At 62.0% G+C, this 15,711-nt stretch carries 14 protein-coding genes; 1 reads left to right on the top strand and 13 read right to left on the bottom strand.

Annotated features, from left to right (window positions below):
- Positions 1-7 precede the first annotated feature (7 nt).
- From ASG47_RS07200 to ASG47_RS07155, 11 genes are all read right to left on the bottom strand, one after another.
- Positions 8-1,903: an ABCB family ABC transporter ATP-binding protein/permease gene (locus tag ASG47_RS07200; RefSeq protein ID WP_061908028.1), complete on the bottom strand. Its 1,896-nt coding sequence runs from the start codon at positions 1,901-1,903 to the stop codon at positions 8-10.
- 110 nt (positions 1,904-2,013) lie between these two features.
- Positions 2,014-2,328: an ArsR/SmtB family transcription factor gene (locus ASG47_RS07195; RefSeq protein WP_244487048.1), complete on the bottom strand. Its 315-nt coding sequence runs from the start codon at positions 2,326-2,328 to the stop codon at positions 2,014-2,016.
- Between the two features lie 279 nt (positions 2,329-2,607).
- Positions 2,608-4,401, bottom strand: coding sequence for a LysM peptidoglycan-binding domain-containing protein (locus ASG47_RS07190; protein ID WP_061908026.1), 1,794 nt, complete (start codon positions 4,399-4,401; stop codon positions 2,608-2,610).
- Positions 4,402-4,547: 146 nt separating this feature from the next.
- Positions 4,548-6,191 (bottom strand): citramalate synthase, encoded by a 1,644-nt coding sequence (gene cimA, locus ASG47_RS07185; protein WP_061908025.1) that lies wholly within the window; start codon positions 6,189-6,191, stop codon positions 4,548-4,550.
- An 18-nt stretch (positions 6,192-6,209) separates the two neighbouring features.
- A complete protein-coding gene (locus ASG47_RS07180; RefSeq protein ID WP_061908024.1) occupies positions 6,210-6,710 on the bottom strand; it encodes a GFA family protein in 501 nt (166 codons plus the stop codon).
- Positions 6,710-7,183 carry a GFA family protein gene (locus ASG47_RS07175; RefSeq protein ID WP_061908023.1) on the bottom strand — a complete coding sequence of 158 codons (474 nt, stop codon included), beginning with the start codon at positions 7,181-7,183 and terminating at the stop codon, positions 6,710-6,712. The genes ASG47_RS07180 and ASG47_RS07175 overlap by 1 nt, the downstream gene beginning before the upstream one ends.
- On the bottom strand, positions 7,170-7,553 hold the full coding sequence (locus tag ASG47_RS07170) for a VOC family protein (protein WP_061908110.1): 384 nt from the start codon (positions 7,551-7,553) through the stop codon (positions 7,170-7,172). Before ASG47_RS07170 ends, ASG47_RS07175 begins: the two co-directional genes overlap by 14 nt.
- Positions 7,546-7,953 carry an endonuclease domain-containing protein gene (locus tag ASG47_RS20225; RefSeq protein WP_082511619.1) on the bottom strand — a complete coding sequence of 136 codons (408 nt, stop codon included), beginning with the start codon at positions 7,951-7,953 and terminating at the stop codon, positions 7,546-7,548. Before ASG47_RS20225 ends, ASG47_RS07170 begins: the two co-directional genes overlap by 8 nt.
- A gap of 203 nt (positions 7,954-8,156) precedes the next feature.
- Positions 8,157-9,575 carry a cysteine--tRNA ligase gene (gene cysS, locus ASG47_RS07165; RefSeq protein WP_061908109.1) on the bottom strand — a complete coding sequence of 473 codons (1,419 nt, stop codon included), beginning with the start codon at positions 9,573-9,575 and terminating at the stop codon, positions 8,157-8,159.
- 280 nt (positions 9,576-9,855) lie between these two features.
- Positions 9,856-10,305, bottom strand: a complete 450-nt coding sequence (locus ASG47_RS07160) for a c-type cytochrome (RefSeq protein WP_061908022.1) — start codon at positions 10,303-10,305, stop codon at positions 9,856-9,858.
- Between the two features lie 137 nt (positions 10,306-10,442).
- Positions 10,443-11,456, bottom strand: a complete 1,014-nt coding sequence (locus ASG47_RS07155; RefSeq protein ID WP_061908021.1) for a fumarylacetoacetate hydrolase family protein — start codon at positions 11,454-11,456, stop codon at positions 10,443-10,445.
- 140 nt (positions 11,457-11,596) lie between these two features.
- Between ASG47_RS07155 and ASG47_RS07150 the strand changes: the two genes are divergently transcribed.
- The gene (locus ASG47_RS07150; RefSeq protein ID WP_061908020.1) at positions 11,597-12,757 is read left to right on the top strand and encodes a DUF2865 domain-containing protein; all 1,161 of its coding nucleotides are present in this window, start codon (positions 11,597-11,599) and stop codon (positions 12,755-12,757) included.
- Here the strand turns inward: ASG47_RS07150 and gltX are convergent.
- Together gltX and ASG47_RS07140 are read right to left on the bottom strand one after the other, a co-directional pair.
- Entirely contained in the window at positions 12,702-14,027 is a 1,326-nt protein-coding gene (gene gltX, locus ASG47_RS07145) for a glutamate--tRNA ligase (protein WP_061908019.1), read from the bottom strand. The genes ASG47_RS07150 and gltX overlap by 56 nt on opposite strands.
- Positions 14,024-15,691 carry an NAD+ synthase gene (locus ASG47_RS07140; RefSeq protein WP_061908018.1) on the bottom strand — a complete coding sequence of 556 codons (1,668 nt, stop codon included), beginning with the start codon at positions 15,689-15,691 and terminating at the stop codon, positions 14,024-14,026. Before ASG47_RS07140 ends, gltX begins: the two co-directional genes overlap by 4 nt.
- Positions 15,692-15,711: the final 20 nt, after the last annotated feature.

Below are 15,711 nucleotides of genomic sequence, written 5' to 3'. Positions count from 1 at the left end.
TCATAGACTATTCCGCAGCGGGCGTGCCGCGCTTTACAAAACCGTCCGGGTCTTCGCGGGTGCGGGCGAGGGCTTCTTCGGCTTCGGTGGCTTCGCGTTGGCGGCTCCACATTTGGGCGTAGAGGCCGTTTTGGGCGAGGAGCTGGCTGTGGTTGCCGCGCTCCGCAACGAGGCCTTCGCGGAGAACCAGGATTTCGTCGGCATTGATCACGGTCGAGAGACGGTGGGCGATGACGACGCTGGTACGGTTGCGCGAGACTTCATCGAGAGCTGCCTGGATATCGCGCTCGGTCTTGGTATCGAGGGCGGAGGTCGCTTCGTCGAGGATGAGGATCGAGGGGGCTTTGAGGATAGTGCGAGCTATGGCAACGCGTTGCTTTTCGCCGCCGGACAGTTTTAGCCCACGTTCGCCGACCGGGGTTTCATAGCCCTTGGGCAGGCTTTCGATGAAGGGGCCGACCTGAGCCATGCGAGCGGCAGAGCGGATGTCTTCCTCGGATGCACCGGGGCGGCCATATTCGATATTGTAGCCGATGGTATCGTTGAAGAGCACCGTGTCCTGCGGCACCATGCCGATGGTCGAGCGCAGGCTTTCCTGCGTGACATCGCGGAGGTCCTGGCCATCGATAGTGATGCGGCCGCCGGTGACGTCGTAAAAACGGTAGAGCAGACGCGAAATGGTCGACTTGCCGGCGCCGGTGGGTCCGACGATCGCGACCGTCTTGCCGGCCGGCACTTCGAAGCTGACGCCCTTTAGGATCGGACGATCTGGATCGTAGTGGAAGGTGACGTCTTCGAAACGGATGACAGGACCAGTGACCTTGAGCGGGGTCGCATTGGGCTTGTCGACGATTTCTGGATCCTGATCGAGGAGCTTGAACATCTCTTCGATATCAGTGAGGCCCTGGCGGAGCTCGCGATAAACGAAGCCAATGAAATTGAGCGGACGATAGATCTGCATCAGGAAGGTGTTGAGCAACACGAAATCGCCCAGCGTCAGGCGGCCGGCCATGACGCCATTGATGGCCATAATCGAGATGATCAGGAAGCCGCCATAGAAGATGACGGCCTGGCCGAAGTTCAGCCAGCCGAGCGAGGTCCAGATGCGGATCGCGGACTTTTCGTAGCTCGCCATGGCGCCGTCATAGCGCTCGGCCTCCATCTTCTCATTGGCGAAGTATTTGACCGTCTCATAATTGAGGAGGCTGTCGATCGCCTTACCATTGGCGTCGGTGTCGGAATTGTTCATGTCCCGACGGATGGAAATGCGCCAATTCGAGGCCTTGATGGTGAAATAGAGATAGGCCCAGATCATCACCACCAGGACGCCGAGATAGCTGACGCCGAAGAGCCAGACGAAGATGATGGCGACGACGATGAACTCGACGATGGTGGGTGCGATATTGAGCATGGCGAAACGGACGACCGTTTCGATACCTTTTACGCCGCGCTCGATGACGCGGGAGAGGCCGCCAGTGCGCCGCGCGAGATGGAAGCGCAGCGAGAGGCGGTGCATATGGTGGAAGGTCTGGAGCGCAAGTTTGCGCACGGCATGCTGGCCAACGCCGGCAAAGAGAACGTCGCGCAATTGCTGGAAGCCAGCATCGAGCACATTGCCCAGCACATAGGCGATGACGAGCACCACCGGAATGGCGAGGCCCATCACCAACTGGCTATCGACATCGGTGCCATCGAGATTGTCGATGATGCCCTTATAGGCAAAAGGCACGAGGGTGGTCGCGACCTTGCTGAGGAGGAGAGCGCCGATGGCGAGCACGACCTGCAGCTTGAGATCGGGCCGGCCATCGGGCCACATATAGGGCCAGAGATTGCGGACGGTAGAGAATACCGAGCCTTCGTCCGCGTTAACGGACGGCTTCTTTTCATTGGGTTTGTCAGCCATTAGGCCAGTTTCGCTTTCCTCAAAGCGCAGGGCGAGTTTTTCAGGCTCGCTTTATGCGCCTTAATCATTGGTTTTGTGCAGATCGTAATTCCCGAAACCGAGAACCAGTTTCAGGAGACCTGCTGTAGTGGGGCTCGGAGATTGAGACCATCGATCAAACCGCCAAAGGCGGTTCCGAGTTCGGCCAGGCGATCCTGCCGGATCATGTAGCGGTTGCGCGTGCCGGTGGGCTTGCGTTCGATTAGCCCGGCATCGAGCAGCACCTTTATGTGCTGGGAGACAGTGGACTGGGCGAGCGGCAGGGATTCGGTGACATCGCCGCAGCAACATTCGCGCTGCTGCTGGCTCGCGAGGAACCGCAGGATGCTGAGCCGGACCGGATGGCCCAAAGCTCTCATGATGTTGGCAATGTCGTCGTCTTGCATGGGGCTGGCCGAATTCAATCGGTGAATTGCGATGAACATGGTGAGGATTGGGGGGAAGGTCAATCCCTGGGGTGCGCTGGGGCGGAGATAAAGGTGGTTTGGGGTAGCAAAGGCCACCCCCTCCCGGCCTCCCCCATCTAGGGGGAGGTGTCAGGCTGGTGGGTGTGACAATACCCAGCCCCACACGCGATGCCTCACCTCCCCCTTGATGGGGGAGGCTGGGAGGGGGTGATGTGAATGTCCGCGTCAAACGAAAATGGCGCCCGGGGGCGCCATTTTTTATTGGGGGAGGCTGAAAACCTGGCCGGGGTAGATACGGTCGGGGTCGCGGATCTGGCCGGTATTGGCGTCGTAGATGGTGGTGTATTTGATGCCCTCGCCATAGACGCGGCGGGCGATGGTCCAGAGATTGTCACCGCGGCGGATGATGGCTTTGCCGGACGCGAAGCGCTGGGCATCAGGGCCGCCGACGGAGACGGCGACCATGGTGGGGACGGCAGGCTCGGCGGCGGGTTGCGTGGGAGCAGGCGTCGGGGTTTCTGCAGTTGCGACGGACGTTGCAGGCGCAGGCGCCTCGGGTTCAGTCGTCGTGGCGAGTGTGTCAGCATCGGCGGCGGATGTCGCGGGGGTCTCTGTGCTGGCGGCGGCAGCGGGAGCAGTTGGCTCTGCTGCTGGCGTAGGCGTTTCCGGGGCTGCGGGCTCGGTGGCCGGAGTGGTGGATGGCTCCACTGCGGACGTTGGAGCCGGCTGCGATGTGGCGGCCGGAGCGGTGGTCGAGGTGTCGGCGCTGGCGACGGAGGTCTCGGTGCTCTGCCCTTCAGGTTCATCGACGACAAAATCGACTTCGGCGCGGGCGACGACATCCGAGGAGTTGGCGCCGAGGAGGTCGGCGCGCACGCGCTGGCTGGGGGCAGAGAGGACGGGGCCGGCTTCGACCAGCCAGCGACCGCCTTCGACCTTGGAATCGGCGACGAAGGTATCATCCACATAGAGGCGGACGGTGCGCCCTTCTGGACCGCTGCCGGCGAAGAAGGTGCGGGCGCCTTCGACTTCAATGGCGTCGATGGTGGGTGGGACGTCGGCGACCTGAGGGGCTGCCGGCGCTGCGGGTGGAGTTGCTGCGGGAGCAGCGGGCGCGGGTGTGGTTGCCGGAGCAGCTGGCGTTGCCGGCGCGGGTTGAGTTTCTGCTGTCTGCGCGGCAGGAGGCGTGGTGCTTGGAGCGGCGGCCGGGGCGGTTGGTGCAGGAGTATTTGGCGCAGGGGTGGTCGTTGCTGGCTGAGCGGGTGCAGCAGGTGCGGCTTCAGGGGCAGCCGGTGAGGCTGGCTCTGCCGATGGGGTGGCGGCTTCGTCCGGTACTGCTGGTGGGGCAGTGGGTGCCGGTGTTGCGACGGGGGCCGGAGTCGCAGTGGGTGCTGGTGGAGTGGCAGCGGGCGCTGGGGGCGTCACAGCAGGCGCTTCGGCGACGGCCATTGGCGAAGGTTCGGTTTCCGGTGCCGCAGGAGGCGTTGTTACCTCGGGCGCGGCGGCGACGGCGGTCGGTGCCGGGCGATCGAGGCCCTGGAGGATTTCGCTGGCCTGGCCCGGTGTGCTGGCAACGACGAGCGGCTGGGTAGTTTTGTCGTCATCGACGACGACGACGAAAGACTGATCGGCGCGCTCGGTCTTGCCGTGCTCGGCAAGGGTGATTTCAACGCCGCCCGTGGGCAGTGGGCTATCGGGCACGAGGACCCAATCGCCTGAGGATTCGACCTTTGCCGTGCCGAGGAGCTTGTCGTCGGAATAGACGTCGACTTCGCTGCCGGGCTGACCGCTGCCGGCGATGACGACGGAGCCATCGGGCTCGGCGCGGAGGAGGCCAAAGGTTGCGGCGACGATGCCCTGCGGCACTTCGGGCGTCGCTTCGGCTGGCGGGGTGACGTCGAGCGCTGGCGCGGTCAACTCGCCTTCGGGTTCTGCGGGCGTGGCAGGCGTTTCCGTTGGAGCCGCCGGCGTTGTGGTTTCGGCGACTTCGGTGACGGGCGCGGGCGGGAAGAGGCCGGCTTCGGTGAACTTGCCCCTGATGCACTGACCCATGCCATCGGGACTATTGAAGCAGGTTGAAATGGTGGGCGCGGCGAAAATGCCGAGGATGACAAGTAACGTGACGGCGACTGCCCCAATGGTGAGAGCAAGTGGGCGTTTTGGAGCAGTTTCGGCCAGTTTGTCCTCCCGGACGGTTGTCAGCCGGTGGCTTTTTGCACCGGCCGAGAAGTCGCCATCACTGTGGTCGACTGCACCGCCTCAGTCTTCAACAGCTTGTATGTGATTGATTCATACAGAGCTTCAAAGGACGCATCAATGATGTTGGAAGAAACACCGATCGTCGTCCAGCGCTCGCCGGTACTGTCCTTGCTCTCGACCAGTACACGGGTGACCGCGCCCGTGCCACCGTCGAGGATACGCACTTTGAAATCGACCAGTTCAAGATCTTCGATCCGGGCGGAATAGATGCCGAGATCTTTGCGCAGGGCCTGATCGAGCGCGTTGACCGGGCCATTGCCTTCGGCGACGGACATCAGCAATTCGCCCTGCACCCGGACTTTCACCACCGCTTCGGTGACGGTGATCTCTTCACCTTGTGCGTTGTGGCGGCGCTCGACCATGGCGCGATAATGTTCGACGTCGAAAAAGCTTGGCAGCGTGCCGAGGACGGAGCGGGCGAGGACGGCGAAGGACGCATCGGCGCCGTCATAGGAATAGCCGCGGGCTTCGCGACTTTTCACCGTCGCCAAGAGCTTTTCGAGGCGGGGATCGTCCTTTTCGAGAATTATATCGTGGCGCGCGAGGGCGGTGAGCAGGTTGGATTTTCCGGCCTGCTGTGAGACCATGATGGCGCGTTCGTTGCCGACGCTTTCGGGCGGGACGTGCTCATAGGTAGAAAAATCTTTGAGGAGGGCCGAGGCGTGGATGCCGGCCTTGGTGGCGAAAGCAGCGGCGCCGACATAGGGCGCCTGGCGCGCGGGGGCACGGTTGAGGCGATCGTCGAAGGCGCGGGAAATGTGGGTGAGGCGTTCGAGATGGGCTGGCGTGATGCCGGTTTCGAAGCGCTCGGCGTAATAGGGTTTTAGGACCAGCGTCGGGATCAGGGTAATCAGATTGGCATTGCCGCAGCGTTCGCCGAGGCCGTTGAGCGTGCCCTGAACTTGGCGCACACCGGCTTCGACGGCGGCCAGCGCATTGGCGACAGCCTGGCCGGTATCGTCGTGCGGGTGGATGCCGAGCTTGTCGCCCGGCGCGAATTTAAGAACCGTGCCGACGATGGTGCGGATTTCGGCCGGCATGGTGCCGCCGTTGGTGTCACAAAGGACGACCCAGCGGGCGCCGGCATCAAGCGCGGTCGTAACGCAGGAGAGCGCGTATTCGGGATTGGCTTTGAAGCCATCGAAGAAGTGTTCGAGATCGATGAGGACTTCCTTGCCGGCTGCAGCAGCGGTGCGCACGGTGTCCGCGAGCCCTTCGAGGTGCTCGTCGGTGTTGGAGCCGAGGGCGAGTTCGACCTGATAATCCCAGGCTTTGGCGACGAAACAGGTTGCGGCGGCGGCGGAATTGACGAGGGACTGGACGCCTGGGTCGTTCTGAGCCGACCGCCCTGCCCGCTTGGTCATGCCGAAAGCGGTGAAGGTGGCCTTTTTCGTGCGCCTTTCGTCGAAAAAGGCCGTGTCGACCGGATTGGCACCGGGATAGCCGCCTTCGATATAGTCGACGCCGAGCTCTTCCAAGAGACCAATAATAGCGATCTTGTCCTCGAGCGAGAATTCTACGCCGGCCGTCTGCGCGCCATCGCGCAGGGTCGTGTCGAAGAGGTAGAGGCGATCTCGGGACATTTTTGGTCTCTAGTCTTTTTAGGTTTTTGGTGGCCAGGTGGCCGTGTCGTGGTCGGGGTGCTGGTGATTGGAGGAGGCGATTGCGGCGGCCCACGAGGCGTTGTCATCGTCCCGTGTGCCTGTTTCGCCGCCATGTGCGAGCGTGGGCAAGGTATCGAACCAGGGCACGCGCGCTTCATTGCCATCATTGATGTGGGGCGGGAATAGCTCGAGGTGATCAAGCGAGCCGATGGTGAAATTCACCCGGTTGCCGGTGATGTCCTCGTAAAACAGGGGCGTGCCGCATTGGCTGCAGAAGCCGCGATCGACGTGATCGGAGGAGCGAAAGCGCGCGGGCGTGCCGCGGGTCCAGGTGATGACTTCGCGTGGAGCCGCGACGAGGGCGGCAAAGATATTGCCGACGGCCTTTTGGCACATGCGGCAATGGCAGATGTGCGCGTTGTCGAACATTTCCGTTGCGTGATAGCGCACAGCGCCGCATTGGCAGCCGCCGCTGACGTCCATTGTGTAGCGGTCCATCAGATTTCGTCCTTGGGCGGCCAATCGGCGGTGTCGTGATCAGGGTGCTGATTGGAATGGATTCCGGTCAGGAAATCGCGCCATTCATCGCTGACTTCATGGCGGACGGGGATTTTGGTCAGGTCGTCGAAAAATGGCAGCTTGTCGTGCGGATTGACCTGGATTTCGGGCGCGGCGACGGTCGGGTCGTCGAAGGCGCCGATGGCCAGTTCCAGGCCGAAGCGGGTTTCATAAGCAAGCGGGGTGCCGCACTCGCCGCAAAAAGCGCGGCGGGCGGCATTGGAGCTCTGGAACCATTTGGGTTCGCCGCGGGTCCAGGCGGCATTGTGCGCCGTGACCAGCGGGCCAAAGAAGCCGCCGAATGCCTTTTGGCACATGCGGCAATGGCAGATGGAGGGCCGGCCAAGCCGGGTGACGCGGAAACGAACCGCGCCACACTGGCATCCGCCGGCGTGTTCTTCACTTGGGGGCATGACACACCGCTTCGACATTGTTGCCATCGGGATCGATGACGAAGGCACCGTAATAATTCTCGTGATAATGCGGGCGCGGACCGGGGCCGCCATTGTCGCGACCGCCATTGGCCATGGCGGCGGCATAGAAGGCGTCGACTGCGGCATGGTCGGCGGCGGCGAAGGCATAGTGGCGGCCGGGGCCGGTTTCCATGCTCTCGGTTAGCCAGAAATCGGGTTTTTCCTTGCCATAGCCACCGACCTTAACGCCGCCCGTGAATTGCTCGGGGACTTCGGCGAGCATGGTGTAGCCGAGGGCGGCAAAGGCAGCGTCGTAAAAGGCGCGGGATTTGGTCCAGTCTGCGACGAGAATTCCGACGTGATCAAGCATGGGGGAGACTCCTTTGGTGAGGAGGCCATGAGGATAGGCGTGGGTGGTGACAGGGGGTGTCAGCATGGGTTTGCTGACCTCTGTGCAGAGTGGCCCAGATGGTTTCAGCGACGGCGTCTGGGGAGGCTAGGATGTCATTGTTCCAGAGGCGGAGGAGGTGGAAGTTTTGCGCGCGCAGGTAGGTGTCGCGGGTTAAATCGCGCGGGGATTCGGCGTGCTGGGAGCCGTCGGCTTCGATGATGAGGCGGGCTTCGAGACAGATGAAGTCGGCTATATAATTGCCAACGGGGAATTGGCGACGGAATTTGAAGCCCAAGAAGCGCCGGCTCCGAAGCAGGGTCCACAACCGTTGCTCGGCTTCAGTGGGCTCGTGGCGCATTGAACGGGCACGGCCGCGCATCAACCCTGAAATTCTTCGATGCTTGGGCGAAGAATACCCCTCATCCGCCCTTCGGGCACCTTCTCCCGCAAGGGGAGAAGGAGGGCTGGTGGTTAGGGCTGACACCACAGCTTGGGCATGCACGGAACTCCCCTCTCCCCTTGCGGGAGAGGGTGGATCGGCCGGAGGCCGAGACGGGTGAGGGGTATGCTCGGGAGCCACCATCACCTCTTCACTTCCCACTTGGTCGCCCGCTGGCCATTCTCATCCTTGTAGTCGAGCAACGCCACGCCCTGCTCTGCCAGATCGTTGCGGATGGCGTCGGCTTTAGCGAAATCCTTGGCGTTGAGGGCTTCGAGGCGGGTGGCGATGGCGTTGGCGATGTGGGCGGGGGCTTCCCAGCCGTCGTTGGAATCGAGGAGGCTATCGAGGCTGAAGCCGAGGAATTTTAGGGTGGCGGCGAGGCAGTGTTTGGCATTGCCTTCTTCGCGGTTGGCTTTTTTGACGATGAAATCGAGGGCGACGCTGGCGCGGTGGAAGTTGAGGTCGTCGGCGAGTTCGCTGACGACGGAGGCGTCGGGGTCGTCGCCCTCGGACACCGTTGCGCCGCGGGCGGCGCGTTGCCAGTCGCGGAGCTTGGTTTCGGCTTCTTCGAGGCGTTTTACGGTGAAATCGATGGGCTCGCGGTAGTGCGTCATGAGCATGGCGAGGCGCAGGACTTCGCCGACCCAGGCGCGGCCGCCCATGGCGCCTGTTTCGAGGAGCTCGTTGATGGTGACGAAATTGCCCAGGCTCTTGGACATTTTCTGTCCTTCGACCTGGAGGAAACCGTTGTGAATCCAGACATTGGCCATAGCGTGGGTGCCATGGGCGCAGCGGGACTGGGCGATTTCGTTTTCGTGGTGCGGGAAGATCAGGTCGAGCCCGCCGCCATGGATATCAAAGGTTTTGCCGAGGTAACGCTCGGACATGGCGGAGCATTCGATGTGCCAACCGGGGCGGCCGCGGCCCCAGGGGCTGTCCCAGCCGGGTTCGGTTTCCGAGGACAGTTTCCAGAGGACGAAATCTGCCGGGTCTTCCTTGTGGGCTTCGACCGCGATGCGGGCGCCGGCGAGATTGTCTTCGAGATTACGACCGGAGAGTTGTCCGTAGTCTGCCATTGAGCGGGTGCGGAAAAGCACTTCGCCATTGGTGTTATAGGCGTGGTTGCGCTCGATCAGCGACGAGATGAGGGTCTGCATCTCGGTGATGTTTTCGGTGGCGCGCGGCTGGTGGGTGGGTGCAAGCGTGCCGAGCGCCTTCACGTCGGCGAGAAACTGGTTCTCGGTCTTTTCGGTGACCTTACGGATGGCTTCGTTGAGCGGCAGATCAGGAAAATCGCGCAGCGCGCGGGCGTTGATCTTATCATCGACGTCGGTGATGTTGCGCACGTAGGTGACGTGGCTCTCGCCGTAGACGTGGCGCAGCAGACGGAAGAGCACGTCGAAGACGATGACCGGGCGGGCATTGCCGATATGGGCGAAGTCATAGACCGTCGGGCCGCAGACATACATGCGCACATTGTTCGCATCCATGGGCGCGAAGGGCGCCTTGGTGCGGGTGAGCGTGTTGTAGAGGCTGATCTGCGGCTTTGCCGTGGTCATCGAGAGGTCCTTGTGGGCCCGACACATTGGGGCTCTGGCGGGAGGCCTCTATCTTCAGAGAATTTTGGATGAAGAAGACTGCTCCGCCAACGCTTGGGTTAGCAGGTAATAATGCAGGCGATAATGGTGCACTTGGTCTTCATGAGCGGAGATTGGCCGGGCGAGCCAAATAAATCAAGAGCCAAAAGAAAAGAGGGCGACCCGAAGGCCGCCCATTTCGCTTTGGAGGCGAACATCATCCCAAGGGACGATCTCTGCGGAGTTAACTAACCCGTACGGGTTAGCTCCGGAATTGCTGGTGGCACTGGCCACAGGTGGCGCCGATGGCCTTGACGGCTTCGGTGTAGGCTGCGGCGTCGCCAGCTTCGGCGGCTGCGATACCCTGTTCGGCAGCGGTCACGCCGGCATCGGCGATAGCGGTGAAAGCTTCCCAATTTTCCCAGATGGCAGGAAGGGCTTCGGATTCACCGACATTGGAGCCTTCGGGGAAGAGCGCCGGAATGTGGCTATAGTTGTCGCGCAGGGTCGTCATGGCAGCGACGGCGTCGGCTCCGGTGAGGTTGCCGGCCTGGCGCAGGATGCCGCCATTTTCCTTCATCATCGCCTCGCGAACGGTGACAGCCTCTTCAGGCGTCGCCGGAGGCGTAAAAGCGTCCTGGGCCACAACCGCGACCGTGCCTGCAGCGAGCAAGGCGGCTATGGCAATACCGGAGAACTTCGAAAGGACCATCAAACTGCACCCTCAACGTGATTGATATGAACCAGCCGCTCCAACGGCCAGTGAGTTCGCCAAGCTCCCCCACTCGACAATGCGACAGTGGCACGCGGAGTTGACGCTCCCAACGTCAACACGGGAATGTTACCGAATTAGGGGCGCGGCGAAAGAGCCACGACGGTCTGCCGGATATCGCCGAAAACCGAGCGATTGCCCGTGCCGATGGCGGCGATGCGGACACTGTCGCCGGGCTTGAGGAAGGGCGTGCGGGCTTTGCCGAATTTCACCTTTTCGGCCGTGCGCGCTTCGGCGATGCAGCCAAAGCCGATGCCATCTTCTTTGATCGGGAGCGTAGAGTCGTGGTGGTTGGCGATCGTGCCCGAGCCGATAATGGTGCCGGCGGTCAACTGTCGGGTACGCGCGGCTTCGATGATGAGATCGACGAAATCGAAGTGGACATCGACGCCGGCATTGGGTTGACCGTAGAGCGTGCCGTTGACCTCGACGCGAATGGGGAGATGGAGCTTGTTGTCGCGCCAGCGATCGCCGAGCGCATCGGGTGTGACAACGACGGGAGCGAATGAGGTCGAGGGCTTTGAGTGGAAGAACCCAAAGCCGTTTTGTAGATCATCGGCGACGAGGCGGCGGAGAGAAACGTCGTTGCAGACCGTGATCAGGCGAATGGCGGCGGAGGCCTGGTCGCGGCTCGGACGCATGGGCACGGGGCCGATGATGGCGGCGAGCTCGACTTCGAAATCAAGCGCGAGATCATCTTCGGGGATGACGATGGGATCGGTGGCGGCGGAAAGCGAATCGGAGCCGCCCTGGTAGATCAGGGGGCGAACCGATTGTAGCTCCGCATCGCGGCTTCCCTTGAGCGAGCGGACGCGTTCGAGGTGGCTCATATAGCCGGCGCCGTCGATCCACTGATAGGCGCGCGGAAGAGGGGCAAGCGCGGTGGTTGGTTCGAAGGGTTGGCCGGCGATTTCGCCTTTGTCGAGCTGGGCCGAAAGCGCCGAAAGCTCGGGCGAGAGGCGCTGCCAATCATCGAGCGCGGCCTGCAGCGTTGGAGCGATGCGGCCGGCGGAGACGCAGCGGGTGAGATCGTTGGAGACCACGACCAATTGGCCATCCGGACGGTTGGCGCGCAGGGTAGCGAGTTTCATGAGCGAACGATCTCCCTTTATGTGTTGCCCGGCAGCGCTACCGGCGCGGTCAGGCATTGTTATAGTGTTGCAACTTGCCCTAGCGATGTCTTAAGGGCGAGACATGGCCACAGGTTGCGGCCGCCGAACAGGACCATTTCGTGCGCATATCTTTTTCCGGTCTTCGCGTGCCTCTGCTGCTGGCTTTTGCAGCGCTGATGTTTACGCTCGATGTGCAAACCGTCTATGCCCAATCGGCACAGTGCAACCAGCTCAATGGCGCGCTGCGCCAGTTCGACCGCAATGGCGATTTCCGGCAGCGCGGGGGCAATTCGTCGGCGGCGCAGCAATTGCAGCGCGACGTGCAAAATGCGGAAAGCCAATATATTCGCGAAGGCTGCAATGATGCGGCGCGGGCCGGCCAGGTTTTGACCCGGCAATGCCAGCAGATCGGGCGAACGGTTTTGCGGCTGCGCGAGGATTATGCGCAGGTTTCGCAATCTGTCGACACGGCCAATGCCGTCGCCCAGCAGCGCGAGGCCATTTTGCAGGAAATGGCGCGCTTTGGTTGCAATGGCGGCTCGAGCGCTACCTTTAGCCAGGATCGCCAATCGATTTTCGATCGCGTTTTCGGTTCGACCACCGAGGGCGATTTCACCAATGGCGATTTCATCGACGGCGGGGACTATTGGGGCAATCAGGGCTACAACACGGTCCGCACGGTCTGCGTGCGCCTCTCGGACGGCTATTTCTGGCCCATCAGCTATTCGACCCTGACCGAATATGTCGGGAATGACGCCCAGCAATGCCAGGCGATGTGTCCCAACACCCAGGTTGATCTCTACTACTATGACAATCCCGGGCAAGAGCCGGAGCAGATGCGGAATATGTCGGGTTCGGCCTATACGAGCCTGCCGACAGCCTTCGCCTATCGCACCAATTTCGACATCAAGGCGACTTGCAAGGTCGCGCCGCAATCGGCTGGCACGGTGAGTGTCGCGACGGACGCTGGCGGCAGCGGAAGGACGATGCTCGATATAAATGGGCTGAAATTTCCGATGCCGCTGCGCGATCCGCGCGGCAGCGTGCCGACGCAGCAGGCTGTGGCGCCGGCGCCGGTCGAGGCCGTTGCCTCGGTGGCGCTGATCAACGTCCCCCTGCCCCGCCCGAGGCCGTCGGGCCCCGGCGAAGTGGCTGTGCGGCCCAATGCCAATCAGACCGCGGAAGAAGCGGAACTGCGGATCGTTCACTTCGATGGCAAGGCTGTCAGGGTAGTCGGTCCAGACACGCCGTACGCCCAAGCAGGACAAGCAGGGACTTAAGCTCGGGGCCATCGTGGCGGCCTGTCAGGGCGAGGCGAAGGGGCAGGAACAAAGCCTTGCCCTTTCGGCCGGTCGCACCCTTGAGCGCAGTGGTCCAAGTGGACCAGGTGGTTTCGTCCCAAGGTTCAAGCGGCAGCATAGCCTTGGCGAGAGCCAGGAATTCCTGATCTTCATTGGCAATGACCGGCTCTATCGGGCCGGTGACGACCTTTGACCATTCGGCGATATCGGGGAAGCGCACGAGGTTTTCGCGCAGAAGAGTCCAGATCGCTTCGCCTTCGAGCCCGAGCGAAGAGAGGCGCGGAAACGCTTCTTCGTAGGGCATGGTGTGGAGAAGGCGGGCGTTGAGGCTGTCGAGTTCAGCGGGATCGAAGCGGGCCGAGCCATGCGAAATCATCGAGAAGTCGAGTTTTTCGGCGATGGCGTCTAGGCTCGGATAGGGCTCGATCGGCATGCTGGTGCCGGTCAGGGTCGCCATGATGGCGATGGCGAGCGGCTCGTAGCCTTCATCGCGGAAATCGGAAATCGACTGCGAGCCCAAGCGCTTGGAAAAGCCCTGGCCGGCTGCATCGGTGAGAAGATTGTGGTGGGCAAAGGTCGGGACAGCGCCACCCAGGGCTTCGATGATCTCGATCTGCGTGCCGGTGTTGGAGACGTGGTCCTCGCCACGGATCACATGGGTGATCGCGAGGTCGATATCGTCGACAACTGAGGGGAGCGTATAGAGATAGGAGCCGTCGGCGCGGATCAGCACCGGGTCAGACATGGAAGCGGTGTTGACCGTCTGCGGGCCCTTGATCAGATCGTTGAATTGAACCGGGCGACCATCGAGCTTGAAACGCCAATGGGGTTTGCGGCCTTCGGCTTCGTAGGCGGCTTTCTGTTCGTCCGTCAGACTGAGCGCGGCGCGATCATAGATCGGTGGTTTGCCGAGGAGGCGCGCGCGGGCGCGCTTGCGGTCAAGTTCGTCTTCGGTTTCGTAGGCGGGGTAGAGGCGGCCGGAGGCGATAAGCTGGTCGCGGGCGTTATCATAAAGCGCAGTGCGCTCAGACTGGCGGACGAGGAGATCGGGCGTGACGCCGAGCCAGGCGAGATCGACCTCGATGCCATCGGCGGATTCGCGCGTCGAGCGCGCGAGGTCCGTGTCGTCCATGCGGAGGATGTAACGTCCGCCATTGCGGCGGGCGAAAAACCAGTTGAGCAGCGCCGGACGGGCATTGCCGAGGTGAATGCGGCCCGTGGGGGACGGCGCCCAGCGTACGACTGTCATCCGACGGTCTGATCCTTGTAACCATTGGTGATGGGATATTTGCGGCCGAGGCCGAAGGCCCGGGCGGTCAGCTTCGGACCCGGCGCGGACTGGCGGCGCTTATATTCGGCGATATTGAGCAGGCGCTCGATACGCTTGACCAGAGCCGGCTCGTGGCCGCGGGCAACGACTTCTCCGAGGCTCATCTCTTCTTCAACGATGGAACGGAGAATATCGTCGAGCACGGGATAGGGTGGCAGGCTGTCCTGATCGGTTTGATCGGGGCGGAGCTCGGCACTTGGGGCCTTGTCGATGATGGATTGCGGGATGACCTGACCGCTCGGGCCAAGGCTATCACCAGGCGTGTGCTTATTGCGCCAATCGGCAAGGGCATAGACTTCCATCTTGAACATGTCCTTGAGCGGATTATAGCCGCCGTTCATGTCGCCATAGATGGTGGCATAGCCAACGCCCATTTCGGACTTGTTGCCGGTGGTCAGGAGCATGGAGCCGAGCTTGTTGGACACGGCCATGAGGATCGTGCCGCGCATGCGCGACTGGATGTTTTCCTCGGCGGTATCGAGCGGGCGATCGCCGAATACAGGCGCAAGCTCGCGGAGCGCGTTGTCGACCGGATCACCGATGGCGACGACGTCGTAACGGACGCCGAGGCGGGTGGCGCAATCCTTGGCGTCGCGGAGGCTCTCTTCGGACGTGTAGCGATAGGGCAGCATGATGCAGTGGACTTTTTCAGGTCCGAAAGCATCGACGGCCATGGCGGCGACGACGGCACTATCGATGCCACCCGACAGGCCGAGCACGACGTGATTGAAGCCGTTTTTATGGACGTAGTCACGCAGGCCGAGAACGGCAGCGCGCCATGGCGCTTCGTCGATCGAGGGCAACTCTTCCAGACGGCCATTGATCGAGGTCCAGCTCTCGCCTTCTCGATGCCAATCGGAGACAAGGAAGTCGGTTTCGAAGGACTTTGCCTGGAGGACGAGCTTGTCGCCGGGTGCGATGGCAAAGGAGGCGCCATCGAAAACCAGTTCGTCCTGACCACCGACCTGGTTGAGGTAGATCAGCGGGACGTCATGCTCGATAGCGTGCTTGCGCACCAGTTCCTTGCGCACATGCTGCTTGTTCGTCCAATAGGGCGAGCCATTGGGGCACAGCAGGATTTCGGCACCTTCACGCACCAGATGTTCGCAGGCCCAGGGGTGCCAGATATCCTCGCAGATCGGAATACCGACCGAGACGCCCTTGATGGTCACGGGGTGCGGCAAGGGTCCGGCAGTAAAATAGCGCTTTTCGTAGAAGACGTCGTTGTTGGGCAGTTCACGCTTATACCGCTTGACGGTGATCGCGCCATTTTCGGCGACGAGCACGGCGTTGTGGAGCGCGGAATTTTCCTGCCAGATGGTGGGCAGGATCAATGTGACATCGGTCCCGGCAGTATCGGCGATCAGGGCTTCGGCGGCGGCCTTGGCATCGGCGAGAAACTGAGGCTTGAAGAGCAGATCATCCGGGAAATAACCGGTGAGGAAAAGCTCGGACAGCATCAGGATATCGGCCTTGGCCGAAACGGCATCGGCCAGCGCCTTGCGCGCCAATGCAAGATTACCTGGAAGGTCGCCGACCTTGGGATTGAGCTGGGCGAGCGCAATTCTGAGCTGGTCGGTCACGGAAGCTGCCTAATGGATAT

It is taken from the genome of Devosia sp. Leaf420, assembly GCF_001425445.1.
Classification (GTDB): Bacteria; Pseudomonadota; Alphaproteobacteria; order Rhizobiales; family Devosiaceae; genus Devosia.
The sequence above is the reverse complement of the archived record's forward strand: the minus strand, read 5'-3'. Positions and strand labels throughout refer to the sequence as shown.